The sequence below is a fragment of the Spirosoma foliorum genome (assembly GCF_014117325.1).
In the GTDB taxonomy this organism is placed as follows: Bacteria; Bacteroidota; Bacteroidia; order Cytophagales; family Spirosomataceae; genus Spirosoma; species Spirosoma foliorum.
This window is the reverse complement of the sequence record NZ_CP059732.1, coordinates 2,028,343-2,053,404: the sequence shown is the minus strand read 5'-3', so window position 1 is coordinate 2,053,404 and position 25,062 is coordinate 2,028,343. Positions and strand designations below refer to the sequence as shown.

General features: G+C 47.2%; 22 protein-coding genes and 1 pseudogene. 19 read left to right on the top strand and 4 right to left on the bottom strand.

Annotated elements, in window-relative coordinates; genetic code table 11:
* The first annotated feature begins 23 nt into the window (after window positions 1-23).
* The 12 genes from H3H32_RS08260 to H3H32_RS08205 all read left to right on the top strand — a co-directional run bounded on the left by H3H32_RS08260 (window position 24) and on the right by H3H32_RS08205 (window position 14,377).
* Window positions 24-2,567: a TonB-dependent receptor domain-containing protein gene (locus H3H32_RS08260; protein WP_182462240.1), complete on the top strand. Its 2,544-nt coding sequence runs from the start codon at window positions 24-26 to the stop codon at window positions 2,565-2,567.
* A gap of 553 nt (window positions 2,568-3,120) precedes the next feature.
* Entirely contained in the window at window positions 3,121-3,414 is a 294-nt protein-coding gene (locus tag H3H32_RS08255) for a hypothetical protein (protein WP_182462239.1), read from the top strand.
* A gap of 57 nt (window positions 3,415-3,471) precedes the next feature.
* Window positions 3,472-3,948: a cupin domain-containing protein gene (locus tag H3H32_RS08250; RefSeq protein WP_182462238.1), complete on the top strand. Its 477-nt coding sequence runs from the start codon at window positions 3,472-3,474 to the stop codon at window positions 3,946-3,948.
* Window positions 3,949-4,175: 227 nt separating this feature from the next.
* Entirely contained in the window at window positions 4,176-4,988 is an 813-nt protein-coding gene (locus H3H32_RS08245) for a carboxypeptidase-like regulatory domain-containing protein (RefSeq protein ID WP_240543708.1), read from the top strand.
* 49 nt (window positions 4,989-5,037) lie between these two features.
* The gene (locus tag H3H32_RS08240; protein ID WP_182462237.1) at window positions 5,038-6,396 is read left to right on the top strand and encodes a hypothetical protein; all 1,359 of its coding nucleotides are present in this window, start codon (window positions 5,038-5,040) and stop codon (window positions 6,394-6,396) included.
* Window positions 6,397-6,443: 47 nt separating this feature from the next.
* Window positions 6,444-7,919 (top strand): PKD domain-containing protein, encoded by a 1,476-nt coding sequence (locus tag H3H32_RS08235; RefSeq protein ID WP_182462236.1) that lies wholly within the window; start codon window positions 6,444-6,446, stop codon window positions 7,917-7,919.
* 246 nt (window positions 7,920-8,165) lie between these two features.
* Complete coding sequence (locus tag H3H32_RS08230) at window positions 8,166-9,248, top strand: sensor histidine kinase (protein WP_182462235.1); 1,083 nt, start codon at window positions 8,166-8,168, stop codon at window positions 9,246-9,248.
* 167 nt (window positions 9,249-9,415) lie between these two features.
* Window positions 9,416-10,552, top strand: coding sequence for a sensor histidine kinase (locus H3H32_RS08225; RefSeq protein WP_182462234.1), 1,137 nt, complete (start codon window positions 9,416-9,418; stop codon window positions 10,550-10,552).
* Window positions 10,553-10,730: 178 nt separating this feature from the next.
* Window positions 10,731-11,837 (top strand): sensor histidine kinase, encoded by a 1,107-nt coding sequence (locus tag H3H32_RS08220; protein ID WP_240543707.1) that lies wholly within the window; start codon window positions 10,731-10,733, stop codon window positions 11,835-11,837.
* Complete coding sequence (locus tag H3H32_RS08215; RefSeq protein ID WP_182462233.1) at window positions 11,834-12,628, top strand: LytR/AlgR family response regulator transcription factor; 795 nt, start codon at window positions 11,834-11,836, stop codon at window positions 12,626-12,628. Before H3H32_RS08220 ends, H3H32_RS08215 begins: the two co-directional genes overlap by 4 nt.
* Window positions 12,629-13,188: 560 nt before the next feature.
* The gene (locus tag H3H32_RS08210) at window positions 13,189-13,968 is read left to right on the top strand and encodes a hypothetical protein (RefSeq protein ID WP_182462232.1); all 780 of its coding nucleotides are present in this window, start codon (window positions 13,189-13,191) and stop codon (window positions 13,966-13,968) included.
* A 217-nt stretch (window positions 13,969-14,185) separates the two neighbouring features.
* Window positions 14,186-14,377, top strand: a complete 192-nt coding sequence (locus H3H32_RS08205; protein ID WP_182462231.1) for a hypothetical protein — start codon at window positions 14,186-14,188, stop codon at window positions 14,375-14,377.
* Between the two features lie 196 nt (window positions 14,378-14,573).
* Here H3H32_RS08205 and H3H32_RS08200 read toward each other — a convergent pair whose 3' ends face one another.
* Window positions 14,574-14,882 (bottom strand): hypothetical protein, encoded by a 309-nt coding sequence (locus H3H32_RS08200; protein WP_182462230.1) that lies wholly within the window; start codon window positions 14,880-14,882, stop codon window positions 14,574-14,576.
* Between the two features lie 546 nt (window positions 14,883-15,428).
* On the opposite strand from H3H32_RS08200, the gene H3H32_RS08195 reads away from it, so the two are divergent.
* Window positions 15,429-17,063 (top strand): S41 family peptidase, encoded by a 1,635-nt coding sequence (locus tag H3H32_RS08195; RefSeq protein ID WP_182462229.1) that lies wholly within the window; start codon window positions 15,429-15,431, stop codon window positions 17,061-17,063.
* Window positions 17,064-18,237: 1,174 nt separating this feature from the next.
* Here the strand turns inward: H3H32_RS08195 and H3H32_RS08190 are convergent.
* The gene (locus tag H3H32_RS08190; RefSeq protein ID WP_182462228.1) at window positions 18,238-18,486 is read right to left on the bottom strand and encodes a hypothetical protein; all 249 of its coding nucleotides are present in this window, start codon (window positions 18,484-18,486) and stop codon (window positions 18,238-18,240) included.
* A 105-nt stretch (window positions 18,487-18,591) separates the two neighbouring features.
* On the opposite strand from H3H32_RS08190, the gene H3H32_RS08185 reads away from it, so the two are divergent.
* From H3H32_RS08185 to H3H32_RS08180, 3 genes and pseudogenes are all read left to right on the top strand, one after another.
* A complete protein-coding gene (locus H3H32_RS08185; RefSeq protein WP_182462227.1) occupies window positions 18,592-19,203 on the top strand; it encodes a DUF3575 domain-containing protein in 612 nt (203 codons plus the stop codon).
* A 303-nt stretch (window positions 19,204-19,506) separates the two neighbouring features.
* Window positions 19,507-19,743 (top strand): annotated as a pseudogene (locus tag H3H32_RS38165) (ELWxxDGT repeat protein); the annotation flags it as partial.
* The gene (locus H3H32_RS08180; RefSeq protein WP_240543706.1) at window positions 19,744-20,814 is read left to right on the top strand and encodes a hypothetical protein; all 1,071 of its coding nucleotides are present in this window, start codon (window positions 19,744-19,746) and stop codon (window positions 20,812-20,814) included.
* A gap of 91 nt (window positions 20,815-20,905) precedes the next feature.
* Here H3H32_RS08180 and H3H32_RS08175 read toward each other — a convergent pair whose 3' ends face one another.
* Both H3H32_RS08175 and H3H32_RS08170 read right to left on the bottom strand, forming a co-directional pair.
* Window positions 20,906-21,094, bottom strand: coding sequence for a hypothetical protein (locus H3H32_RS08175; protein WP_182462226.1), 189 nt, complete (start codon window positions 21,092-21,094; stop codon window positions 20,906-20,908).
* Between the two features lie 129 nt (window positions 21,095-21,223).
* Window positions 21,224-22,990, bottom strand: coding sequence for an amidohydrolase family protein (locus H3H32_RS08170; RefSeq protein ID WP_182462225.1), 1,767 nt, complete (start codon window positions 22,988-22,990; stop codon window positions 21,224-21,226).
* Between the two features lie 166 nt (window positions 22,991-23,156).
* On the opposite strand from H3H32_RS08170, the gene H3H32_RS08165 reads away from it, so the two are divergent.
* From H3H32_RS08165 to H3H32_RS08155, 3 genes are all read left to right on the top strand, one after another.
* Entirely contained in the window at window positions 23,157-23,378 is a 222-nt protein-coding gene (locus H3H32_RS08165; RefSeq protein ID WP_182462224.1) for a hypothetical protein, read from the top strand.
* Window positions 23,379-23,691: 313 nt separating this feature from the next.
* Complete coding sequence (locus H3H32_RS08160) at window positions 23,692-23,856, top strand: hypothetical protein (protein ID WP_182462223.1); 165 nt, start codon at window positions 23,692-23,694, stop codon at window positions 23,854-23,856.
* Between the two features lie 328 nt (window positions 23,857-24,184).
* The gene (locus tag H3H32_RS08155) at window positions 24,185-24,970 is read left to right on the top strand and encodes an alpha/beta fold hydrolase (protein WP_182462222.1); all 786 of its coding nucleotides are present in this window, start codon (window positions 24,185-24,187) and stop codon (window positions 24,968-24,970) included.
* Window positions 24,971-25,062 lie beyond the last annotated feature (92 nt).

Genomic DNA, 25,062 nt, shown 5'->3' with positions numbered 1-25,062 from the left:
TAGCCACTAATGAACGCTACAAAATGAACCGTCAACTTTCCTCCAACAACCGAATGGCCAGCTTTTTTACCCTTACTGGTGTAGACCTGTTACTGATTGGCCTTATTTATCTGCTCAGCGTTAGCCTCATTGCTTCCGCTACCTATGCGCAACACTTGAGCCGAACCAAAGTCGTTGGCTCGGTTCGTGATGCGACCGGGAAACCGGTTGAATTTGCAACCATCCTTTTACTAAAAGCGGGGGCATCAACGTCAGGTTCGAGCCAATCAGCTTCAGCGGCTCAGCTAGTTAAAGGAGCTGTTGCCGATGTAAACGGACAGTATGTGCTAGACAATATCGGACCGGGAACCTACCAGATTGCAGCCCAACTGGTTGGCTACCAAAAAACAACCTCTGCTCCCTTTACCGTTGTGGCCGATCAATCGGAAGTTAACGTGCCGCCTATTGCATTACAGCAATCGGAACAAACGCTGGGTGAAGTAACGGTGGCTGCCAAGAAGCCCTTCATCGAACAGTTGCCAGACAAAACGGTGATCAATGTGGAGAACAGTATCGTTTCGGCGGGGGGCACGGCGCTGGAAGTGCTGGAAAAGGCACCCGGTGTATTTGTCGATAATCAGAATGATCGCATTACCCTCAAAGGGCGCGAAGGAACCCTGGTTATGATCGACGGCAAACCAACCTATCTATCTGCGCAGGAAGTTGTCAATCTGCTACGGAACACGCCGTCCAACGGTATTGAAAGTATTGAACTCGTGACCAACCCATCGGCCCGGTATGACGCGGCTGGTAATGCAGGGATCATCAATATTAGGCTAAAACGAGGGAGTCGTAAAGATGGAACCAACGGTAGTGCAACGGTTGGTGCAGGCTACGGCCGGTTTTCGAAAGCTTCGGCCGGTTTAACGCTTAACCACCGAGCGGGTGGCTGGAATTTGTTTAGTAACTACAACTACGATTACCGCGAAACATTCGGTTCTGTAGATGCCCTACGGAAATTCGGCACTGGCGACTCGCTAACGACGGTTAATAACCTTGGCTATCGCCCAAATACCGCTCAAAACCATACGTTCAAAATTGGGGCTGATTATGCACTGAGCAAACGAACTACGGTTGGTATCATGGCCAACGGTCTGATCAGCAACAGTCAGGCGATGATCGATAACAAGAATCTCGTTTATAATGCCAAAGGCCAACTGGAACAGACGCTGACCATGATCAATGCCTCCACCCGAAGTACACAACGCGTGGCGATCAATGCAAATGCCAAACACACCTTCGATTCGTTGGGACGCGAGTTAACCGTCGATCTGGACAACTCCCGCGTAAACATTCAGCCACAGGATAACATGCAGACGCGCTATCTGGGTGCGGGTGGTGAGCAAACACAACCTGAACTTATACAGCGGAATCTACCACCATCGACCGTAACGATTCGGGCCGCCAAAGCCGATTATGTGCATCCGTTACGGAGTGGTGGCCGACTGGAAGCGGGTGGCAAAGTTTCATACGTGACCTCCGATAACGACGTTCGCTTCGAGACACTTACCGCTAATGGTTACATTCCGGATCCGCAACGTACTAATCATTTTTTGTACGACGAAACCATCACGGCGGGTTATCTTAATGCGAGCCGGATTTGGGGAAAATGGTCGATACAGGCCGGATTACGCGCCGAGCACACGCGCTCACTGGGAAATTCGGTAACGCTGAGTAAAGTCGTAGATCGCAATTACCTCAATTTGTTTCCGAGCGCCTTTGTCACGTACAAGATTAACGAAGACCATCAATGGCGCGCTTCCTACAGTCGACGTATCGACCGGCCTAACTTCCAGGATTTGAATCCCTTTGTGTACGTTATGGACCCGTATACGTATTATCAGGGAAATCCATTTTTGCGGCCACAATACACGAATGCACTTCAGTTGGGCTATACCTACAAAAATGAAACGAACATCAGTCTGAGTTATAATCACACCACCGATGTTATTACGGGTGTGAACGAGCAACAGGAACGAATCATGCGGGTAACAACCGTAAACCTGGCCGCGCTTGACAATATCAACCTGAGCGTCAGCCTACCCTTAAAACCAACCAAGTGGTGGACGCTCCAGCCTGGTGTCAATGCGTTCTGGAATGCCTACAACGCCGAATTCGCCGGACAACGACTCGATTATCGGCAGCTATCGGCTAATGTAACCTTGAATCAGAATTTCATCCTGCCTCACGGTTTAACGGCAGAGCTGTCAGGTTTTTACAACTCGCCTTTAGTATATGGCATGATGCATTTTCGGGGAATGGGCCAGTTAAGCGTGGGCGTTCAAAAAAGTCTGTGGAACAAAACGGCTACCCTCCGATTAAATATCAGCGACGTCTTACACACGTTACAGTCGGGCGGCACAACGAACTTTGCAACGACAAACCTAAGCTTCGTCAATCAGTGGGAAAGCCGCGTGGCACGAGTAACATTTACCTACAATTTCGGTAATCGTAACCTGAAAACAACCCGCCAGCGCCGGTCAGGTGTCGAAGAAGAACAGAATCGCATTGGTGGGGGCAGCAATTAATTTCAGGTGTTGTCTAAACCCTCAAAATTCCATTAAAACTGACTAGATGGTTTGTCATGGCCGGATACATGACAAACCATCTACCTATTTCTACAGCAGAAGCGCCGTTACGTGGTGCCCTTTTGCTAACGCCTGCTTCACAGCCAATAACCCTATACCAGCCGATGCACCGATGATGGTCATTTTCATTCTCGAAGGGCATTAATGAGAATCCTGGATGCGAATAATAAACACGCCTGCCTTCGCCAACGGCGAAAGTTCGAACTGGCGGATAGTGTGTGGTTTTTTTTTCACTGGTCAAAAATAGAGAATCGAACCGAGTTCTTTTATAATACGCTTGCTCACCTGAATCAATTCAGCCATTAAGAATCGCGGTTGATACCGTTTTTGTGTCAGTTGGATCACCCGCTACTTTAACAGGCCTACTCAACAGCCAATCTTTGTATCACCAGGCCGAAAGCCACCCCAATCAACTTGGCGTTCTGACTCCCTTTTGTCAGAAAATTCTGTCCTGATGAATCTTCTCTTTTTAAACCAAAAACAATAAATACACATGAAATCTCTAAAAAAAATCACTGCACTGGCTTTGGCTACCCTTACATTATCCGGCTCGTTAACCAGTTGTGCAACCGTTTTCGGTGGGCGGATTACGGAGCATCAGAAACGCAAGCCGTTACCCGGTGAAATCCAGCGCGAAGTACGTGTAGGCGCACTGATCGCCGATGTTCTCCTCTTCTGGCCGGGTGCCGTTATTGACTTCGCTACTGGTGCCATTTACAAACCTCAACGGAATGTTGCTGTGCAGACCAAACCTACGGCCGCTAATTCGGTAAAAAGCCGTCAGTAGAGCTACATTCCCTTCGGCAGTCGACAATAATCCATTAACTATTTTTTACGTAAACACATGCTAACTGAACAACTTGTTACAAATCCACAAAACGGCCTCCGTTCCTACCAAGGTGGTATTCTTGACGTAATCGTTTCTCCTGAACAAACAAAAGGTGAACTAGCGATTTTCAAAATGACGACGGCATCTGGCTCGGAGCCCCCTCGTCATGTGCACACCCGTGAAGATGAAACATTTCACGTTATTGAAGGAACCGTACGCTTTCAGATCGGTGAGGAGATTATCGTTGCCGGACCAGGGCAAACCGTTTTCGCTCCCCGGAATATCCCGCATAAGTTCAACATACAAAGCAAACGTGCCAGTATGCTGACGATCCTAACACCAGGCGATTTTATCAATTACTTCCTGGATTGGAGCCACCCAATCGACGAAGAACCTGCTACAATCCAGGCGCCACAGGGTCCACCTCCCGCTGAACTACTGGCACAATGGGTCGAACTTTTGAATAACCGATACGCTGTTTATTTCGTGTAAACAGAGTTCTGCCCTTAACGTATACTCCTCATCGTTAGAAATTTCACTAGCGGTAAGGAGTATTTTTTTGTGGTCGTTGGAAGCAGATTGGCGCTTTACCCACCTTTCAAACCACTTGCACTTTTCCTCAATTGACCCATCGTTTCTACCAATCGATCCTTGTCGTTATTGAAATACGCCCTGCCGAAGGGACATTTTTGTGTCGTAAACAACGACAGACAAATACGATGAAAACGAATCAAACCCTCCGCACAGTAACTGGCACAGCTTTACTTCTATTAGTAAGCCTGTTTGCCCTGACGGCCTGCGACAAAAAACCGATTGACCCCAATGGCCCAATAACGGGCGACCCTGTTACACCCGGTCAGGCGGGTTATTTAGTAGGCAAGGTGACTGATCCGCAAGGCAAACCCCTCGCCAAGGCTACGATCTTCGTTGATCACACCGTGCTAACAGGCGATGGGCCAGAAGTTAAAACAGCCGCCGATGGAACCTATAAAGTTCAAATGACCGATTTCGCGGGCGAATGGATTGCCAAAGGCTATATGCTAAAACAGTATAATGACCGAGTCTATAAGATAGACCTCGACCCTGAAGATGACAGCCCATTTACGAGCAATGAAAAACCCGTTCGCAATTTCCAGTGGAAACTCACCGGTCACATTCCTGACCTTAGCCTGGATCTTTACTACGGAGGCACGATGGAAATGTCTCGCGATTTAAATGCCGATGAGCTTTGGGATAACGAGAACATCGAATTCACACTAACACCAGTTGGGCCGCTGATTGATGGATCGACAGGAAAGGTATTGAAACTACAGGCGAAGAAGCGCTATAATGATGCCATCAAAGATGTGCCAATGGGACGCTACAAAGTCACGGCCATCTATAAACCAACGGGCGAGCAACTGCTGGTTCGTAATGCCTGGGACTTCGACAGTGATATCGTTTACCAACAGTCGGTCACAATGGATTTCTTAGGTACCGAATCAGCCGTGCGTTTCAACAGCATGTGCGTGGGATACACCAATCGGCATTAACAACTCAATCCGAAGCATCCCAGAGAATGCTTCCACTTTCCTCTTAGTCATGAAACTTATTAACTATTTACCCATCCTGCTACTGGGTGTTGTTCTGGCCTGCCAGAAGCCATCGGATGCGGTTAATCCTGACAATCCATCCACAGGACAACCCGATACATCTACCGGAACACCCACAGAGGTAGGCAAGCCAATAGGAACACCTACAACGAAAACAATTGGCAAATCAGGCGGAACGATCTCAACGCCAGATGGCAAGTTAACCTTGACCTTCCCAGCCGGGGCGCTTTCGAAAGAAACAACTATTTCGGTTCAGCCGATCGAAAATAAGGCCATCAACGGTGTTGGAGTCGCGTATCAACTTGGTCCTGATAGCCTAACGCTGGCTCAGCCGGTTACCTTCGTTTATCATTACGAAGAGACTGAGTTAGTTGGTACAACACCCGATGCTATTGGGCTGGCCGGGCAGGATGATCGGCACATCTGGACGGTAAAGCAATCAGTTATCGTTGACAAAACAAACCGGACAATCACCAGCAGAACAAAGCGGTTAGACAGATGGGCCGCTCTCATCACATACTATCAGCTAACTCCTGTTCAGGATACAGTCTACTTGGGACAAGTACGGGAGTTGGCCCTCAATCGATGTACGGATAAAGAACCCTGGGGTTCAACTGAAATCAAGGACGTTAACGTTGAACTCTATAACCGCCCTGCCGAAATTAGAAATGTGCGGGATATTCTGTTAAACGGGAAAAGCTACTCACATCCAGAGCAGGCTAATCCTAAAGACGGGAAAATTGGATTTACCTACGACTCAAAGGCTTTCAAGGTAGTTTACACGGCTCCTAGCGATAAGGTACCAGCCACTAATCCGGTCGTTGTCACGGTTATGCTGGAGGGGCCAAACAACGCGCAACTGTTGCTATCTTCTGCGATAAAGGTGGTTAACGAGACTAATTTCGTCATCAACGGGCACTCATACCCCGATGCAGTTGCTAACGGCAGCCTCGTCTATGGTCACCTGATCGTTACAGCCGCAGGTGCTGATTCAACAGGCAAATCTGGTCAGGTAGCCATATTTGTGAATAGCCTGGCTATTGGAGCGCATCCATTTGTGAATACAATGGATATTGAGTCAAATACCCAGGTCTCGGCCCTCGACGGTGCTGGCAATGAAGATTTTCAGGCTGGCTGGTCATTTTACGAAGTATGTCAGGTGCCTAAAACTGAGTCGGGTGTTGTCCAGATCGTCAATGTTGAGCGCTCAAAAGGAACCGCCAAAATAACCCTTCAGGTAAGCGGAAAGGTAGTGACCCAGCATGGGTATAACCCGGAAAGCTGCGCCGTCACCCTTCATAAAACAATGAGCATAAATGGCCGATTCACGGTAGTCGTCCGAGAATAGAGTCGCCATTTTCACTTATCCATCACTTTACATTCTCTTTTTCAACCATGTATTTCACCCGAATAACCACAATCCTGTTTATTCTTCTTACGTACGGCTTAACCAGTTGTAAAAAAGAAGCCGACGTAACACCCGCTCCACAAACGCTTGTGGCGAATGCCGGTGCTGATCAAAATGTACTACCAACCGATGTCGTCAAACTCGATGGTTCGGCCTCGAAAGGGAACGGTCAACTTTCGTATCAATGGACTGTTGTACGGAAACCAGGCAACAGTACCCTTACGCTGGGAAATACCCAAACCGTTCAACCAACCTTCACGCCCGATATTGTTGGCTATTATGAGTTTGAACTGACCGTACAGGAACCAACGTCAACAACCAGCAACGCCAAAAGTCAGGACCGCGTTTTAATCAAGGCTGAATATCCTACACCCATAACCCTGGACAAAGATATTACGGCAAAAACGCGTCTTTTCGACCGGATCATCGATCCAACCAAACCCGACTATATTGTTGCCAGCAACATTCGCACAAAAGCAGAACTGACTATTGATCGGGATGTAGTGATTGCCTTCCAGCGCGATAAACAGCTCAGTATCGAAACCGATGGGACCATCAATGCCGTGGGCGTGTCTGATCAACCCATTCGGTTTACGGGCGTAGAAGCCCAGAAAAGTTATTGGGCTGGTGTCGTGCTATATTCATCCAGCACAGCCAATACACTCTCGTTTGTAAATGTTGAATACGCAGGTAGCCGAATCGCTTTCACCAGCACAAAAGCCGGACTGGCATTGTATGGTGCTACGAAAGCACAAGTCGCTCTATCCGATTGCCGGTTCAATAACAACGATGGCTATGGCCTGTACGTAGAGGATGGTGCTACCTTACGAACATTTGCCCGCAATAATTTCAAAAACCAAACCGAAGCCCCGATCCTGATCGATGCGTACAATGCCACGCGACTGGATGCAGCCTCAACATTTACGGGTAGCAATGGTCGGGATGTCATCGAAATTAGTTCGTCATCCATCACCGGGGCGCAGGAAGTAAAATGGCCTGCCTTCAGTGATAAAACACCTTATCGATTGCTTGGCAACTTGACCGTAGAAGCGGGGCTTACACTTCAACCCGGCGTCATTGTCGAAGCCGCCCGCGACGGTATGATCAGCGTCAACAAAACAGGGTATCTATCCGCAAAAGGAACCGCCGATCAAAAAGTGACGATCACGGGTGCTGGCCATACTTCTGCTTACTGGCGAGGAATTATTGTTTACTCGATTAGTAATCTAAACGTGCTCGATCAGGTTGAGGTCAGCGGTGGTGGCAGCGCCGTTATCGTTTCAGGACAGCGGTCGGCCTTAACGGTTTATGGCCGGGGCGCCACGCTATCGGTCAAAAACAGTCGCATTAGCAACAGCGGAGGTTATGGTATCATGTATACCTCTGATGCCACGCTCAACGCCGATGCCAATTCGGTCAATACCTTCGCGAGCAACGCGCAAGCTAGTCTTTACAAGCTGTAATCAGTCAAAATCAATCCAGCTCCGATCAGGTGACCGAAGCTGGGTTGATTTTGACTACTGTTGGTTTTGATTATTAATTCTATTTGTACAGGCTGTATTTTTATAATCTCACTCATTATTCTCCTGACAAATGGTCACTCCTACCGGATCAGCTTCTCAAAGCTGATATCACGTAATCACTTTAGGTAAACGTAACAGAGCTGTGGTTTTCTCGGATTTAGGCTTTATTTTCGGTTTTCATCCGATATGATATTGCCCAGTCTACTTCATAGATTCGCTCGTTTCGTTGAACGCTATCGCCCGGCCTTATTCTCCCGCATTGAGTGGTGGTTTCATCTGGCGTCGATGCCGGTCATGCTTCCTATTGGCGCTTACTTCATCATGGGCGAGCGCTACTTTCTGGACCCCATAACGTTCACAGTTGGTACGATCGTGAACGTGTTTGTTTACTGGTATACCGTACTGCTTTTCACGTTGGCCGTGCGTTGGGTCATTCGTCAGTTCCCGCTGATTCAGCATGCAGGCATCCGGTTGGTAAGTATGCTTTTATTGGTAGGGCTCATTATGGCAGCCACTGCCGTGCTCGATCTTTGGTTGTTTAGTCTGGTTCCCGGAACAGGCGTTCGATTCTCATGGGATGCACTAGTGCCGCTTTGGTTATTTGGGAGTGTGGCCAGCCCTATTTTTTGCCTGGCCCTGGGTATGTTTTATGTGTACTCGCAGTGGCATGATCGGCAAACCGAAAACGAACAGTTGAAGCGTGAGGCCATCCAGCAACAGTACGACGCCTTGAAAGATCGGGTCAATCCGCATTTTTTGTTTAACTCCCTAAACTCAGTGTCCTCACTAATCGGCGAGGACACCGCTCAGGCCGAACGCTTTGTCGATCAGTTATCGATGGTATATCGCTACATGCTTCGGGCCAATACGCAGGCTCTGGTTCCGCTAGAAGAGGAACTCAATTTTTTAGAAATCTATGCTGATTTGCTGGGTGTTCGTTACGGCAGTTCATTACGCTTGATGCCATGTATCTCCCCCGACTGTCGGCAAGGTCAACTTCCTCCCTTAACGCTCCAGACCCTTATCGATAATGCGATCAAATACAATAGCATGACACCGGTGCGGCCACTGATCATCGACATAAAAACGCAGGCAGATCGGTTGTTGATCAGTAATACGCTTCAGCGGAAAACGATCCGGGTAGCCAGTGGTTCGGCGGGTTTATCGACGGTAATTCTGAACTACCGTCGATTGAATTTACCCGAACCCATTGCGGAAGAAACTTCGACCCAGTTCATCGTTTCGCTGCCGCTTCTAACCGAATTATAGTCGAATTGGGTGTTTTAGCTCTTTACAATTCATACGTCATTTTTCGCAATTCAAGCATGATCTAATGCAGTTCATTCCGCAATGGCACAGCGAATGTAGCGTAGATAATTAATTTTAAAAATGATCCTGTCAAGCTGATCATATTTTACCGGACTTGCTTACCACTCATGTTCAACGAGTTGCCATCGAAACAACTATTTACCCGTCGCGAACTCTGGTATCATAGTCTCATGATGCCGGTTTTGTTTTCAGCGGGCAATTACCTGTTTCTACGCGAACGCTACTTTTCCGATCCGGTTATATTTGGCTGGGGTACGCTGCTCGTTTTTTTTCTCTATTGGTTATCATTAGTCGTTCTGACGGCAGCTGTCAAGGGTGTCTTTCGCCAATTTCCCGACGCCCGGCAGGTTCGTCAACGGAATCTGGTCGCCTTGCTGGTCGCCACAACGCTTACTATTGGTCTGGCGACTTTCGACGTATGGGCCTATAGTTTGTTCTCGGTATTCAATCGACCTTTTGACTGGAGCACTGTTCAGGCAATTCTACTGTTGGGATTTGTGTTCGACCTGCTGCTTTGCTTCATGTTGGGCATTCAATATACGTACACGCGCTGGCAGGAAAGTCAAACGGAAAAAGAGCAACTCAAAAGTCTGGTTGTTCAGCACCAGCTCGATAGGCTGAAGCAGCAAATCAATCCGCATTTTTTGTTTAACGCGCTCAATTCTATCTCATCATTAATCGCCGAAGACCCTAAACAGGCTGAAGTTTTTGTCGATGAAATGGCTAACGTATATCGTTATATGTTGCAGGCAGCCAATCAACATGCGTTGGTAGCGCTGGCCGATGAAGTGCAGTTTGTGCAATCGTACATCTGGTTATTGAGAATTCGCTATAAAACGGCTTTACAGACAACCATCCACATTGATGCTCGTTGCGAATGCGCCCAACTCCCTCCCCTAACCCTCCAGATTCTACTCGATGACATTATTCAGCATAACACGTTGAAACCCGATAAACCCTTGCATATCCAGATCAGCACTACGCCCGACCGATGGTTGCGCATCAGCCATAATCGCCAGCCACGTACGATTCTGGTCGATACCCGTTTACCCGGATTGGATACGGTTATCAACCGCTATCGGACGGTTAGCCTTGACATGCCCGTTCTGGAAAACCATCCGGAGGAGGCCAGTATATTGTTGCCTCTGGTAACCAGCACTTATTCAACGCAGCTCAATCTGACTATATTCCACTCCAATTCCAACACGAATTCAAACACCCCAGACAATCCAAATAACGGTTGATTCAGTTATGACTGGAAGCTTGAGAGCAACTATCGTAAGTTTCCTCGATTTTCTAAGTTAGGTATGTAGTTGTACGATTTGTATGATGTCAATTAATAGTTCCACCCTGTCTGATAACCAAACGCGACCTGGCGTAGCCCGGCCCTGGTATTGGCCATCGAAACAGCTCGGGTGGCAGATGTTACTATTATTTCCCTGGTTCATTCCATTGGTAACCTACCTGCTGCTGGGACCTCGTTATTTCAGCGACTGGTCTACGTTTGCAGGAGCCACCAGTCTGAATGTAACGCTGGGTGTGATTTGTCAGTGGTTGCTCGATCAGATTACTAAACGGGTTACCGATCGGTATCCGGGGCTGGGGCAAACTGCCACTCGACTCATTCTGTTGCTATTGGCCTTTATGAGTATCTCCTTACTGGTTATACTGAGTGGCTTGTGGCTTTATATTCATTTCAATCTATTTGGTTATATGTATCAGCCGGGAGTGGTGAGTCGAATACTACTTTTTAATGTTGTGGTCAATCTGATTTCGGTGGGGGCTTACGAGAGTATTTACTCCCTGACCAAATGGCGCGAGAATATGCTCGAAAAAGAGCAACTCAAAAAAGTAAATCTGCAAAGTCAGTACGAGAGCTTGAAAAATCAGGTGAACCCACACTTTCTGTTTAATACGCTAAATTCACTTTCTTCCCTGATTGCCGATGAGCCCGAGCGAGCCGAAGAATTTGTAAATGAGATGGCCAAAGTTTATCGCTATTTACTCCAGACGAATCGCGGCATGGAAGCCAACACAGATAGCCTACTACCCAACAGCCCACGATCTGACAGATCACGCTCCGACGTTTCGATTTCAGGGGACGGTGAACTAACGACTTTAGATACAGAACTTACCTTTATTCAGTCGTATTTCCACTTGCTCAAAACGCGCTACGGCCAGGGCATTCAGTTGGATATGGTTATTACTGAGAGCGATAAAACCCGGTTATTGCCTCCGCTTTCGCTGCAGATGCTGCTCGAAAATGCCGTAAAACATAACGTCATACACGCCAGCAAGCCCTTAACGATCGAAATTAAATCGAAGCCGGGTGGTCAGTTGCTGGTGCGAAACAACTTACAGCGAAAACCAACCCGCAGAGTTTTGAGCAATCAAATTGGCCTGAGCAACATTCAGGCCCGATACCGGCTGCTGGCTCAGCGATATACAACCCTACTGGAGATTGGTATCAACGAAACCGATGGCTATTTTACAGTTATCCTTCCCCTTTTAAACGCAACACGATCATGAACGTACTCATTATTGAAGATGAAGATTTAGCGGTTCGTAAACTCCGCAAACTAGTGGCCGAAGTAGATCCCTCGCTAACGGTGCAGGGTGTAACGGCCAGTATTGAAGATTCGGTGAGCTGGCTACAGGAAAATACGCCCCCCGATCTGATCTTTATGGACATCGAACTCGCCGACGGACAGAGTTTTGAAATATTCGAGCAGGTAGACATCCGCAGCCGGGTTATTTTCACAACCTCCTATGATGAATACGCCCTACAGGCCTTTAAAGTCAACAGCATCGATTATCTGCTGAAACCGATACAACGGGAAGATTTACAGCGAAGTCTGAAAAAGCTCCACGATCTGACCAGTGTTGGCGGGCATGCTACGTCATCACTGGAAGTACAGCCGCTGAATATTGAAAAACTCCTGCGCGAACTCCAGGGACAAGGTAACTTATCTTCGAAAGAGTATCGTAAGCGTTTTCTAGTGAAACAGGGGCAAAAACTCATATCAGTTGAGGTAGGCGACATTCTTTATTTTTACACCGATGAACGCTTCAGTTTTTTCCGAACCCGAACCAACCAGAAATTCCTGGTTGATTATACCCTCGATGAACTGGCCGATTCACTTGACCCTGTTCAGTTTTTCCGTCCGAACCGGGGGCTGATTCTGACTCATGGGGCGGTTGAGCAGATTCAACCCTACTTCGGAAATCGGCTTGCCCTAACGCTCAAGCCTGCTTTCGATAAAGAAGCGCTGGTGAGCCGGGAAAAGGTTTCTGATTTCAAAGTATGGATGGGCAAATAAGGCAGGTAGTCATTAGCTGCCAAAACGATTTAATCCAGCATTTTACCGATTCAATCACCAACAAAACCAACTCATAACCAATTACTCATCGGATCCATCATCAGCCATCTTTGTAGTGTACTTTAACAAACAACAAAAAGCTAATGAGAACGAACCTCCTCCACATTAATCGTCCGCCACGACCTAGAGTCATTGAAGTTGGCGGTCCACTTGTTGGACAGTATGGTCGCAGCGTCTACCGGATGCGTACTCGCTGAACCAGTTTATTCCTAGATATAAAAAGCCCCACCAAAAAGTTGGGGCTTTTTTATGCACTAACGCTCAACAGTCCTACTCTGTCCAGAAGTTGCGTTATGGCTCGTAAACCGCACAATTAAGCGTTAAACACAGTCATCTCCTAAAGGCTAAAACAGTTTATCTAGCGAAATAATCAATTCAGGTTTCCTTTCCGCTGCCTGAACCAGAATACCCTGTTTTACAGGCCAGTGCTGGCCTAAATTTGCTTAGGCGTTGACACAAACAGCCTACATTCTTTTACAATCCTCTTACAACAATCACTCATGAACACGTTTTTTACTTCTTCACGTTTTATTGCCATTCTCTTCGCCGTGAACTGTGCAACTACTCCAATCCTGGCCCAACAGGCCAATCACCGTACTGCCACTAAACGAACTACGGTAGCCCCTAAACCACACGTTACAGAGTCGAAACCGACAGTAGCGGCTAAGCAAACAACAGCTAATAACAAGACGGCAGTTAAACCAGCACAAACTGAAACGGCCCAGCCGGAGATAAATCAGCCCAAGCCTCAAGCCACAGTCGCTACGGTATCAACGGCTCAGTCAGCTCCTGTCAGACACACGAGTCAGAGCACGACCAGCCGAACGACACACTCACAAACATCGCCTGGCAGTTTACGTAATAAATACCTTAATGTTGGCGTCGGCGTGGCCGCTTATTATGGTGCCGGATTGCCCCTAGGCGCTTCGTTTGAAGTCGATGTGAAAAATAATTTTTCAGTAGGTGGCTCGTTCGACTACCTGCGCTATAGTGGCGGTTATACCTTTATTTATGTCGGTGGCCGGGCCTCTTATCATCTGGGAGACGTGCTCAATGTACAAGACAAAAAATTTGATCCGTACATCGGGGCTACGCTGGGATTCCGCCATACAGGCTACGACAATTCGTATGGATATTATGACTACGGCTCCTACAATAGTGGCCTGTATTTAGGAATTCATTTAGGTAGCCGCTATTATTTCAGTGACAAAATCGGCGGATTTGCTGAAGTAGGTTATGGTGTTTCGGCGCTGAAATTAGGACTGGCTGCGAAATTTTAACGGTACGCAATATAGGCTTATAGGTGCTTTTTCGTCTGATTCAGGGTGGCAATTTTAAGTGATAATTGCCACCCTGATCAGACGAAAAAGCACGCGTAAATTGAACAATCTATTTCACTCTTCAGCCGTATCTTTCCAAAATTCAGCTTCTTCGTACAATCTGATTAGATATCAACAGCTTTATCACTGAAACAGTGACGTTAAACTGTATCGATTTGTGAGAGAAGTCAATGATCGCTGGGTTCGTGTAGTATGGGTTGGCCTTCTATGGCTGCGGGACTCCTACACCAATAAGATCTTTATTCTGACTCCCAATTTAGTGACGGTTAAACATGCCATTGAACTGCTGATTCTGACGACGCTTACTTGGGAGTCGACCCGCTGTATCGCAGGGGTGCTTCTGCAATAATCGAAGATGAAAAAGGCAACATCTGGACTACTGGTAAAGTAAAACCCAATAAACCGAACATATGCAACGATTGGGTACTGTCTCGTTGTGATCAAAAATCCTTGTACAATAAAAAGCCCATTGTAACAGAAAGTCAAAATAGAAATGAAGTAAAGGAATCCTTTGTAGGATGTTAGAAGCTATTGACGAAAATATTTTACACTGATCTCTTTTTGGCGTGTATCGTTATGATGGAAAAACCGTCACCAACTTTACGAGTAAAGAGGGTCAGAAAAAAGGTGTATAGCTGTTTCTTAAAACGCCCGGGGTTGTTGCATAACGCAAATCGCTTCCATAGTCCCAAATTGAAATAAACAAAAAGATTCTCTGGCTTTAGAGCCAGTACCTGGGTAACGGCTTTGGGACAATCTTTCTTCACCAACCATTTCTTTAGGTTGTACGCCATAGCTACCATTAACATCCGTTTGTTGGCTTCCGATTGCCCACGGGCATTGCAGCGTCGCATTCAAAAATAGTTCAATAAACTCCCAACGCGACGGCGGACCGTTACTGGCTCAACCATCGAACTGCGCAACTTCTTCGGAACTACTCAATCGCTTCTGCATACGTTCGTAGCCTCGTAAACACCAACCTTTTGCGCGTCTTCTTGCCACAGCATTTTACTTTGATGGGACAGTCTTTGCACTCACTTTGGAGAAATAATAGTAATTTCCATAACCACCCATCATCCGAAGCCCATAGTTTTTTAAGACCGCTCCATACGAACACCGATACACATCCTCTTTTTGAGCATAAGTGAAGGATTCCCGAATGGGGTGTATTGCCCAAATAGGGACACAACACCCTCAATATTCCAGCTTTTCACTTCCTATCGTTTAATTGGGAGCGATTCGTAAGAATAGTTAGCTCACGATTACAATACCATTTTGAAGATGATAAGCGATCAAGCTGGTCAAGGCAAAATGAATTCGTTTAACATACTTTAACCAGCCTTATATAGCATCAATGTATCACTGTTCATAAGTTTGGACCTATAGCCAAACCCCTACCCATGCGGTATCTTTTCGCCCTACTTCTGCTATCATCAACAGCATTTGCTCAGCCCATCACCCAGACCCAGACGTTAGTGACTATCGGGAGGGTATGGGGGTTTCTTAAATACTATCATCCCCAGGTTGCTACAGGAAAACTCGATTGGGATGGCCAGCTCCTTCAACTCATTGAAGAATCACCTACCATCCGCTCTAAGGCTGACTTGTCCGCCCGACTGCTGAGCTGGGTTAACCAGCTTGGGCCGGTTAAACCTTGTTCAACTTGTTCACCACCCGACTCGGCTCGCTTTACCCGAAATTTGGACTTAAGTTGGCTGGCCGATTCGTCCCTGTTTAGCCCAGTCCTCTGCCAAAAGTTGGCCTACATTGCCGCCAATCGAAACCAGCGGACTAATCACTATGTACGCTGGGACCCTTTCCATAACCGATTAGCCTTCTCGGAAGCCGAATTTGCCGTTATGACCTTGCCTAGCTTACCGTACCGGCTGTTGGGTCTGTTTCGCTATTGGAACATCATTGACTATTTCCATCCCACCAAATACGCCATGACTCAACCCTGGCATCAGGTCTTGACCCAGTTTGTACCCCGCTTCCAACAAGCTACCGATACGCTGAGCTATCAGCAGGTGTTGCAGCAGCTAATTAGTGCCACTCACGACGGTCATGCCGAGCTGGTCATCCCCCCAGCGTATCGGCTTCCCTGTACCAAACCGTTTCTTCTTCCTCCCTTTGATTACCGGCTGCTGACTGACACGCTGCTGGTGACGGGCTTCCTAAATGACTCGCTCAGCCAACTCGATGATATTCGCCGGGGAGGCCGCCTGATCCGAATTGGTGACCGCTCGATTACTGAACTCATCGATCAGCGAGCGCCGGATTTTTCGGGTTCGAATCGGTCGGCATTGATTCGGCAGATCTTGCCGGTCCTGCTCACCGGCTCCCAGCCGGTGGTTGACATTGAGCTTATCCGGGATGGCCAACGCGTTCGAAAAACGATACATCGATATAAGTTCGAGCGTTTTGGCTTTCGCCCTTCGTTGCCCATCCAAACCCCAGCCGTTCCCCCAACCATGGGCTATGTGGACTTAGGTAAGCTCCAGGTGGGCGAGGTAAAGCAGGTCATGGAGCAATACCGAAACCGGCAAGGGATTATTTTCGATGTGCGGTCCTACCCGAAAAGAACCTTTCATCAAATTTGTGCCTATCTCAATCCAGCCCCCAAGGGGTTTGCGCGTTATACCAAACCTGATCTATCTTCTCCAGGACTGTTTAGCTGGAGTAAAGTGCAGTATGTTGGGCGAAAAAACGCGGATTACTACCGGGGCAAAGTCGCTATTCTCTGTAACAGCCGTACCCAAAGCGCAGCGGAATCGACGTGTATGGCCCTGCGTACGGCTCCCCGGGCCAAGATTATTGGCACGCCCTCGGCTGGTGCCAATGGCGATGTGAGCTATGTGACGTTTCCAGGTGGTTATCAAACTCGCTTTAGTGGCCTGGGTGTTTATACGCTGGAGGGGCAATTAATTCTGGGCCCCGGCGTCCCCATTGACATAGACGCAACACCCAGTGCTACCGACTATTTGACTGGCGTGGATCGGACCTTACAAGCGGCCATCGATTGGATCAGTCAATAGGCCTATGTCTCTAATGGCTGGAATTGATGGAGTAAAGGGTAGTTTCTGGGCGATAATTCGTCAATTGCTAGCCATCTCATTTTAGAGAGCGATTTATAATAATGAAAGATTATTCATTCTTCGCCACTATTTTTTTTATGATCTGGCCAACTTCATTGTCTAACATGGCTGATAATAAACGAGCAGCGACAAAGCCATCGCCAAAGATCCATTCCAGCTCAAAGGGAAGCACCAAAATAGAGGGGCAGATCGGGGCAGTGCATAACCAGGTCAAGCGCCAGTGACTGACTACCAACAGACCCACCAGGAGTACTCTGCGCCAGTTACAGCTATCAAACCGTAGGCAAGGCCCAATAATAGACCCGGTAGCACTTACGAAAACAGGCTGTGTGAGAAAGGATAGTACACGAAGGGAGAGGCAGCCAATAGGCCAGAGTGGCTTTCGACGCGTTCTACACCTACTAATAAAAGTATGGGCCAGCGTAGATCGGCCAGGTATGTAGCCAGAAACAGTGTACCCAGTGATACGCGCGGTTGCAGAGACTTACTCGCCAACCCGACTCCAAAATGACCTGGAAATGTGGTAGTAGTCCTGTGGGCGTTTATATACGGCAAAGTACTGGTCCTCTGGGATTTATTTTACTGACACATCACGAAAAGCAGAGTGACTTTTCGTGCAAACTGTCTAAAGGCATAAAAAAATGACATGCTGTAGGCCAACCTTTCGCCGATGCCAGTCCAAAATCTTATTCATGTTTTCATATAGCCTTTCAATAGATACTCTCCCTTTATTATTGGTTTTGGAAGCCCCCTGGCAGGATTTTGGCGATGTTTGGCTAATCAGAAATATGCTGACATGGGCTACTCTCATAACATATATTTACTGAAAGAATACATTAAGACATTCATCGCAACAGATTTTGTTTTTCCCGGTATTTTGCCCCGACAATGGGGCCATGAATTCACTAGCTCAGAATTGAAGGGTATCTACTTTGGGCTTAATTTTGTTCTTCTAAAGGCCCATCCGCTTCAGGATATCGATATGATTGATGCGTTTAATTATGTCGAAGAGTCAAATTTGGCGACCTTACACTGGTTTCTGTGTGATTATTGGGAAATGATTGTAGTACTACTCAAATTCTATCCAGACTTGGGAGAGGAGTATTTAACTAACCTAAATTAACCGAGAAAAACGCTGAACGCTGATACTTACGTCAGCGGTCTGAGCCTGGGTGATAAATCCCGTTTGCAGTAGCAGCAGACAGATTGGGGTAAACAGAGGCTTCATGCGTAAACATGGATTTAGTTTAGTAGATAAAACTACTCGTTCAGGCAACCCATTTTCCATGCCTGGCGAAAAGTGTTTAAATGGCGCTTTTGGTGAGAAGGCGCCATATTTATAGGTACCCTCATAAGCAATCATACGTTTATCCGATTGATTCACAGGGATTATATAAATACTATTGCGTTGCTTATTCAGGTCAACTAGCGCCTAATCACATCTTGCTTTTAATTCATCACCTATCAGATGCCTACTAGACTAAGATTAGTTGTCTATTCGCTGCTCCTCAGTGCTGCGACCAGTAACAGCTTATCTGCCCAGGATTCGACTCGGCGGTGGAGTCGACCAAACCTAGTAAAAACGAATCTATTCGCTCCCGTTTCCCTATTTTATGAACGCGCCCTCTCCGAGCGATTTGCCCTTCAGGGAAGCGTCCGCTGGTTGAGTTATTATGAGAGGCACAATGTGAATTTTGTCAATGTTGCTCTAGAAGCCCGATTTTATTTAAACGATAGCTACTGGCTTCAGCATAAAGACCATCCTGCCGGTCTTTACCTAAGCCCTTATCTAAAAGCCCGTTCATTGACTTATATTAATGAAATTGGGTATGGCTTCAACAAAGTTGGCGATCTGGATGAAGTAATCATCAAGTCCATTGGGTTTGGCGGCACGATAGGCTATCAATGGGTAAGCCGAAACGGCTTTACAGTTGATGCCTTTCTAGGAATTGGTGCTATGCCGGCTGGTTTAAGTAGCTATGAGCACACGATGCGTTACAGTACGGTCATCTCAACCAACGGGTTTACTTTTCACAGTTTGGATTCTCGGGCAGGAATTAGCCTGGGCTATTCGTTTTGATCGTATGACTAACTATATAAAAGCTCTCTGTTCAGTCTTAGTGCCAATATGCCTGGGGCTTTACTTTATTGATCCACGGCAGTTGAAGGTCGATAAAGGGTGGTTATTTTTCCTTTATGCCCTGCCCGGTCTCGTTTATTTCTGGAAGAAACAGCTCTTTTATCCCTCCTTTAGCGCGGTACTTTTAGGACTAATCCTCTATTATCTGCTTAGATGAGCCTACAAGCTCTTCCTTGCGTTTTCACTTCGTCAATTAATTCTCTCGTTTAACATTCCACTTGGCCATGCGGTTATTTTTTTTTCCTGCTCCTGTTCCTTTGTTTAGTCAACCGGCTACCGGCTCAAACGCTGATAAAAGACATTCAACCGGGTGCGCCTAGCTCCAAACCAAATCAGCTTATTAATGTCAATGGAACGCTTTTCTTTGTTGCCGACGACGGGAAACATGGTGCCGAACTCTGGAAGTCAACCGGTACGACTGCTGGCACAACGCTGGTCAAAGACCTCATACCCGGCCCTGCCGGATCAGATATTAACGAGATGACAGCGGTTAATGGCAAGTTGTTTTTTAGTGCGCTTAGCCCCAGCTCGAAAACCAGGCAACTATGGGTATCGAGTGGCTTTGCGGCCAACACCGTTATTCCTTATGATGGCCATAAAGAAGCCGAGGTACAAGATGCCAGTCAGTTAACGGGATTTGCCGTTGAAGTATACTATGTCAAACGAGGCTCTTTAGGCGGAACAGATCAGTGGCTCATACAACGGTCCGATGGCTCCCCATCAGGCACAAAAGCATTTTTGCAGTTTGGATTCGACCCCGTCAAGGAAGGCAAACAACCTCCAGCCTATTTCACTTATCTAACGGGTGCTACCTATTTCACTTATAAAGGAGACCTTTGGCGTACCAATGGGCAGAGTAACAAAACCAGTTCCCTGGTCGTCAAGGCGGGCATTTACCCCCGGTTTTTAGTCAATTACGGTTCTTCCCTATTATTTGTTGGTGGATCTTCGCAGTCTGAGTTGTGGATTAGTCAGGGGACTGAGGCCAGCACCAAGAAGCTATTGACTCCGGCTGGAGGAGGTGCTAAATTGTACAGCTTAACCCGAGCAGGCAAATATGTCTTTTTCTCATCAGGCCCACTAGGCAAAGAGGTATGGATAACGGATGGGACAAGTCAGGGGACGAAAAAACTAGCGACTATTTCGGGGCCAATTGGAAAGCTAGTCAATCTGTCTTCGCCTAATCCGTTTCAGCTAGGAAATTATAAGACCTATTTTACTACTGCCATTACTAAAGAACTTTATTTCACCGATGGTAAGAGCGTCACTAAAGTAACTGGCCCTTTCACTGGACCCGTTATTAGTCTGGTCAACTTTAAGGAGTCCCTCTACTTTACGACAGCTAGTGGCTTATTTCGGACCAGTAACACCCAGGCGGTACCTATATTTACCTCCAGCGTATCGAGTAGCCATTTAACGGATGTCAATGGACGCTTATTTTTTAGCCATAATGAGCCCGCGAGTGGGATAGAGCTTTATGGACTAGGCCCGTTTCTAAAGCCGAATCCGTTTCTCAAAGGCGCTGGTAAAGCCAGTCAGATACACAACTAGTTCTGCCCCCCGTTTTACAGAAATAACGAATAGTGGCGTCTTGCTGGATTGGTGCAAACATGGCTTACGTTCAGTAGTAGGCACACCAGGCTCAATAGCCTGAGCCTTTCCTATTCTTGAGGGGTAGTGCGGCCTGAATACTATTCCAGGCTTTAAGCTTTAGTTGATGATGAAGCGCCTTGTCTCGGGGAATAAACTTGGTAATACCCTGTTCAGATTTTGACTCCCAATAGAACGTATCGGAGGTATCGGGGATAGAGGTGTAGGTGGCTTCGCTCATGGCTTATGTCATTTTTTTACTCTCTATAACTACCCTAAAATAAAACTGATTAAAATGACGTAAGACTAATGACAAAAACGCCCTACCAAGGCCAGTAAGTCGTAAAATTATCTAACTCTAAATGGCTATTTACTGAGTGAAATACACTTTCTTGATCTTCCCGTTTTCAATTTTGTAGATGGCAACGGCCTCCCTGGGAGCTTTGTCAGCCACCACGGTAACCCGCTCGTGGTCTACGATGGTGTTGCCCACTACCAGCCGGTTGACTAATTCGCAGTGCAGCGCAGGTGCGTTGGCGAAAAATTTCCCGTAATCTTGCCGCATGGCGTCTTTACCCTTGCTGATCAGCTTGTTAGGTAAGCCATAGAGTTCTATGTCGTCGGCGTAGGGCTCCAGAAAGGCCTCGATGTCGTGCGCATTATAGGCGTTCAGCTGCCGCTGTGCCAAGTCTTCTGGCTTGTCGGCCAGAAGCTGCGCCGGAGTCGCCAAGAACCCCCGGTTTACGACTATTTCAAGGCGGGTCAGAGCGTTAAGGTCGGTCAGTGGATTCTGGGAAAGCACCAGTACGTTACCCCACTTGCCTTCGGTCAACGAGCCAATCTGACCTTCTTTACCTAGAATTTTAGCCGCGTTGATCGTTGACGCCTTTAACAGATCAGCATTGGTCAGGTCCGCCGTTTTCATCTTGCGCAGTTCATCGATATAAGACGTACCATGAAACGTACCGGGATTGCCCGCATCCGTGCCGGTCACTACGTTGATACCCGCCCGCCACACCCGGATCAGATTAGCCCATAGGAAGGAATTTCGGTTAGTCTGTGTGCGCTGATAAGCTGGACTAGTCAGGAAATCACCAAACTGTTTTTGCAGCGCTGCCTCGGGTAGGTGCTTCATGTCGAACAGCGTGCCCAGTACGTAGGGGTTGGCGCGCGTAAACTCGTAAGAAGTCAACTTACGCTTATTCGTGAAAAAACCGGTATAGCCGTCGGCCACGACCATTGTCGGACAATAGCTAACGTTCCGTTGCTTCATCAGTGCAATCAGTTCGTCATCGATCATGCCATCTTCGGGGCTATGAACCAGGTAATCGGCGCCGTATTTTACGCCTAATTTGGCGGCCAGCAATTCCTGCGTATGAATGGCCACTTTTAGTCTATTCTTATGACTTTCATCAATGGCAGCCTGAACCATTGCCTGCGCCTGTTCACCTGCACCAACGCCCCGTACGATGAACCAGATTTTGATAAAATCCGGCTTATAGGGTAACTGCCGGCGTACCTGCTCACGAGCTTCGTCGGGCGTATTGGCTTTAATAATCGGCGAATCCTCCATCTTAAACGCTTCGGGCTGGTAGGTTGAAATTAGCGGCCCCGTCATCAGAATCTGCGGACTGGTGTATCGCTGATTGTATCGGTCGCGATACGCGAATTGATAAAGCGGTCCACCGATGTCAATCACGGTCGTGATGCCGCAGGCCAGATACCGACGTAGTAAATCGCCCATGTTGTCGCGCAGCCATTTACGCTCGGTTTCATAGGGCCGGTATTTGGTCAGATCAACGCCATCAGGCCGGGTATATAATCCACCCGACTGAAACAGATGGATGTGGCTGTCGATCAGGCCCGGCATCAACCATTTTCCTGTTGCGTCGACAACCGTTGTGCCCGCTGTTGTCGACAGGTTTTTACCGATTTTGCGAATAATACCGTTTTCGATGAGTAAACTCATCCCCTGGCGAACCCGCCCCGTTTCTACATCTACCAGGTTGCCGTTGGTAATCAGCACCGGTCCCGGCGGAGCAATCGTTGCCGAATCGTTTGTTAGCGACTGATTTTGAGCTACGGCCGTAGTAGCGAAACATAAACTAAACAAAAAGGACGGTATCCAGCGAAGCATAGTCATAAAGGGGCATTTGGAGAAATCTTGTAGCAGGCAATCACTATATGCTGGGAGCAAATCCAGGGTGGTTACTACGAAATTGAAAACTAATCAGTCAAGTAGTTAGTAGTATATACATCACAGTCTTTATTAGGGCTAGTATACTGATCAAGTTCCAGTTGTTATGAAGCTATATGTCGTTGAAGCCGCCGAAACCCTTGAATTACTCGAATCGCAAGTGGTTGATCGGTTGTCCAGTGGTTATGAGTTAGCCGGTGGAGTATCCTATAATCCCGTGGATGTTGTTTATATGCAGGCCATGTACTTGCCCAAACTTGACAAGCAAGTCGATGCGTTGTTGAAAGACGAGAACGTGTATAGTGAACGGGGCTTGCTGGATGTTTAGGTTTTCGGTTTCATTCTTTTGGCTTTTATGTACGCCATGCGTTCCCTAAAAAGAGTCTTTTAAAGAGACGAACTAGTTTACTGCATTTATTGCAAAGAATGGAATAGTGTTTTGATAGGGTCCTAAAAATTCGGATACTAAACTTTTAACTTCGTATCTGGACTTTTAGGGCTTTATTTCGGGACTGTGTACGGTTAGCTAACAGATTTTTAGGACAAGAGGCATACGGGACGGCCCTTTCATTTATGGCTCACCAGCTCGCCCTGTTTGCTCAATCGGCGATAGATCTTTAGTACTCCCCTCCCCCCTGCTTATGCCGCCGAGCAAACTGCTCGATCCGGCTTGCCATCACTTTATCCTTGTCATTGATGACTGCTGGCTCACTAAGGGCATTGAGGCTAAGGCCCACTCAACGACAAGCTTTGCGTTGACTAATCTGTTTCTGATCAATCAGCCATCTACACCATCTGATCACTAATTCAATCAGCCACCGTTTTCTATAAGAATTACTGGTTTTATCAAACCAAGCCTTCTAATAATTGACCCCATTTCAACCTGTTTGAAATCCCCTCTTTTTACTGGAATACCATCTGTTTGTACCGCGTCTTACAGAGCGTCTCCCCATAGCTTTGTTCCAACAAAAGCAGTAGTGCAATTCAGATAATACGCTGAATTACACTACTGTACACGGATCAACTTAATACTAATTAGCTATGGATTTCTCTGTTAATCTAATACCGCCCTAGTTAGTTCTGATTTACCAAACCTATATCAATATATCCTATCATGCATAATCATCAATAATCATGAAGACAATAAACCGCGTCATTTGGAGCGCACTATTCACTAGTATCATAACGCTTTCATCAACCCAAAACGGTTTGGCTCAGGCATCAGCTGCCGGTGTAAAAAATATAGTACTCGTTCACGGCACGTGGGCCGATGGCTCAAGCTGGAATAAAGTAATTCCGTTGCTTGAGGCTAAAGGACTCAACGTCATAGCGGTACAAAATCCGCTTACCTCACTAGGCGACGATGTAGCAGCTACCAAACGAGCTATTGACTTAATGAATGGTCCGGTTTTACTCGTGGGGCATTCCTGGGGCGGGGTGGTCATTACCGAAGCAGGAAACCATGATAAGGTAACCGGGCTGGTTTATGTAGCCGCAGCTGCGCCGGATGAAGGTCAGTCGTTTTTAGAACTGGTCCAGACGGCAGCATCCACACCCGGCAATGACCAGATCAGACCAGATGCCTATGGCTTCGTCAGCATGTCACCCAAAGGGATCAACGAAGATTTTGCGCAGGATTTACCCGAATCGGAGCGGAAGCTACTGGTGGCGACTCAGGGGCCACAGGCGTTCACGGCATTGAAAGAGAAAATCGCCAAAGCAGCCTGGAAAACCAAACCTTCCTGGTACGTGGTGGCCGCGAATGACCGCATGATTAATCCGGATCTGGAACGGACGCTGGCCAGGAAACTAAAGGCTACTACCCTTGAATTAAAATCCAGCCACGTCGCCATGCTGGCTCAGCCGGAGAAAGTAGCAGCGTTCATTTTGGAAGCTGCCAAAAAAGTAAAGTCGATGTAACAATGTAACAATGGACAAGACTCCCGCTCTTAAAATAGGCAGAGTTTAGTTGGGAGCGGGAGCTTCGGTTTTTGGCAAAAGAACATGATCAG

Coding starts and splice junctions, on each gene's coding strand:
- H3H32_RS08260 (WP_182462240.1), top strand. CDS start 24: ATGAACCGTCAACTTTCCTCCAACAACCGAATGGCCAGCTTTTTTACC.
- H3H32_RS08255 (WP_182462239.1), top strand. CDS start 3,121: ATGAAATCTCTAAAAAAAATCACTGCACTGGCTTTGGCTACCCTTACA.
- H3H32_RS08250 (WP_182462238.1), top strand. CDS start 3,472: ATGCTAACTGAACAACTTGTTACAAATCCACAAAACGGCCTCCGTTCC.
- H3H32_RS08245 (WP_240543708.1), top strand. CDS start 4,176: ATGAAAACGAATCAAACCCTCCGCACAGTAACTGGCACAGCTTTACTT.
- H3H32_RS08240 (WP_182462237.1), top strand. CDS start 5,038: ATGAAACTTATTAACTATTTACCCATCCTGCTACTGGGTGTTGTTCTG.
- H3H32_RS08235 (WP_182462236.1), top strand. CDS start 6,444: ATGTATTTCACCCGAATAACCACAATCCTGTTTATTCTTCTTACGTAC.
- H3H32_RS08230 (WP_182462235.1), top strand. CDS start 8,166: ATGATATTGCCCAGTCTACTTCATAGATTCGCTCGTTTCGTTGAACGC.
- H3H32_RS08225 (WP_182462234.1), top strand. CDS start 9,416: ATGTTCAACGAGTTGCCATCGAAACAACTATTTACCCGTCGCGAACTC.
- H3H32_RS08220 (WP_240543707.1), top strand. CDS start 10,731: ATGTTACTATTATTTCCCTGGTTCATTCCATTGGTAACCTACCTGCTG.
- H3H32_RS08215 (WP_182462233.1), top strand. CDS start 11,834: ATGAACGTACTCATTATTGAAGATGAAGATTTAGCGGTTCGTAAACTC.
- H3H32_RS08210 (WP_182462232.1), top strand. CDS start 13,189: ATGAACACGTTTTTTACTTCTTCACGTTTTATTGCCATTCTCTTCGCC.
- H3H32_RS08200 (WP_182462230.1), bottom strand. CDS start 14,882: ATGCGACGCTGCAATGCCCGTGGGCAATCGGAAGCCAACAAACGGATG.
- H3H32_RS08195 (WP_182462229.1), top strand. CDS start 15,429: ATGCGGTATCTTTTCGCCCTACTTCTGCTATCATCAACAGCATTTGCT.
- H3H32_RS08190 (WP_182462228.1), bottom strand. CDS start 18,486: ATGATTGCTTATGAGGGTACCTATAAATATGGCGCCTTCTCACCAAAA.
- H3H32_RS08185 (WP_182462227.1), top strand. CDS start 18,592: ATGCCTACTAGACTAAGATTAGTTGTCTATTCGCTGCTCCTCAGTGCT.
- H3H32_RS08180 (WP_240543706.1), top strand. CDS start 19,744: ATGACAGCGGTTAATGGCAAGTTGTTTTTTAGTGCGCTTAGCCCCAGC.
- H3H32_RS08175 (WP_182462226.1), bottom strand. CDS start 21,094: ATGAGCGAAGCCACCTACACCTCTATCCCCGATACCTCCGATACGTTC.
- H3H32_RS08170 (WP_182462225.1), bottom strand. CDS start 22,990: ATGCTTCGCTGGATACCGTCCTTTTTGTTTAGTTTATGTTTCGCTACT.
- H3H32_RS08165 (WP_182462224.1), top strand. CDS start 23,157: ATGAAGCTATATGTCGTTGAAGCCGCCGAAACCCTTGAATTACTCGAA.
- H3H32_RS08160 (WP_182462223.1), top strand. CDS start 23,692: ATGCCGCCGAGCAAACTGCTCGATCCGGCTTGCCATCACTTTATCCTT.
- H3H32_RS08155 (WP_182462222.1), top strand. CDS start 24,185: ATGAAGACAATAAACCGCGTCATTTGGAGCGCACTATTCACTAGTATC.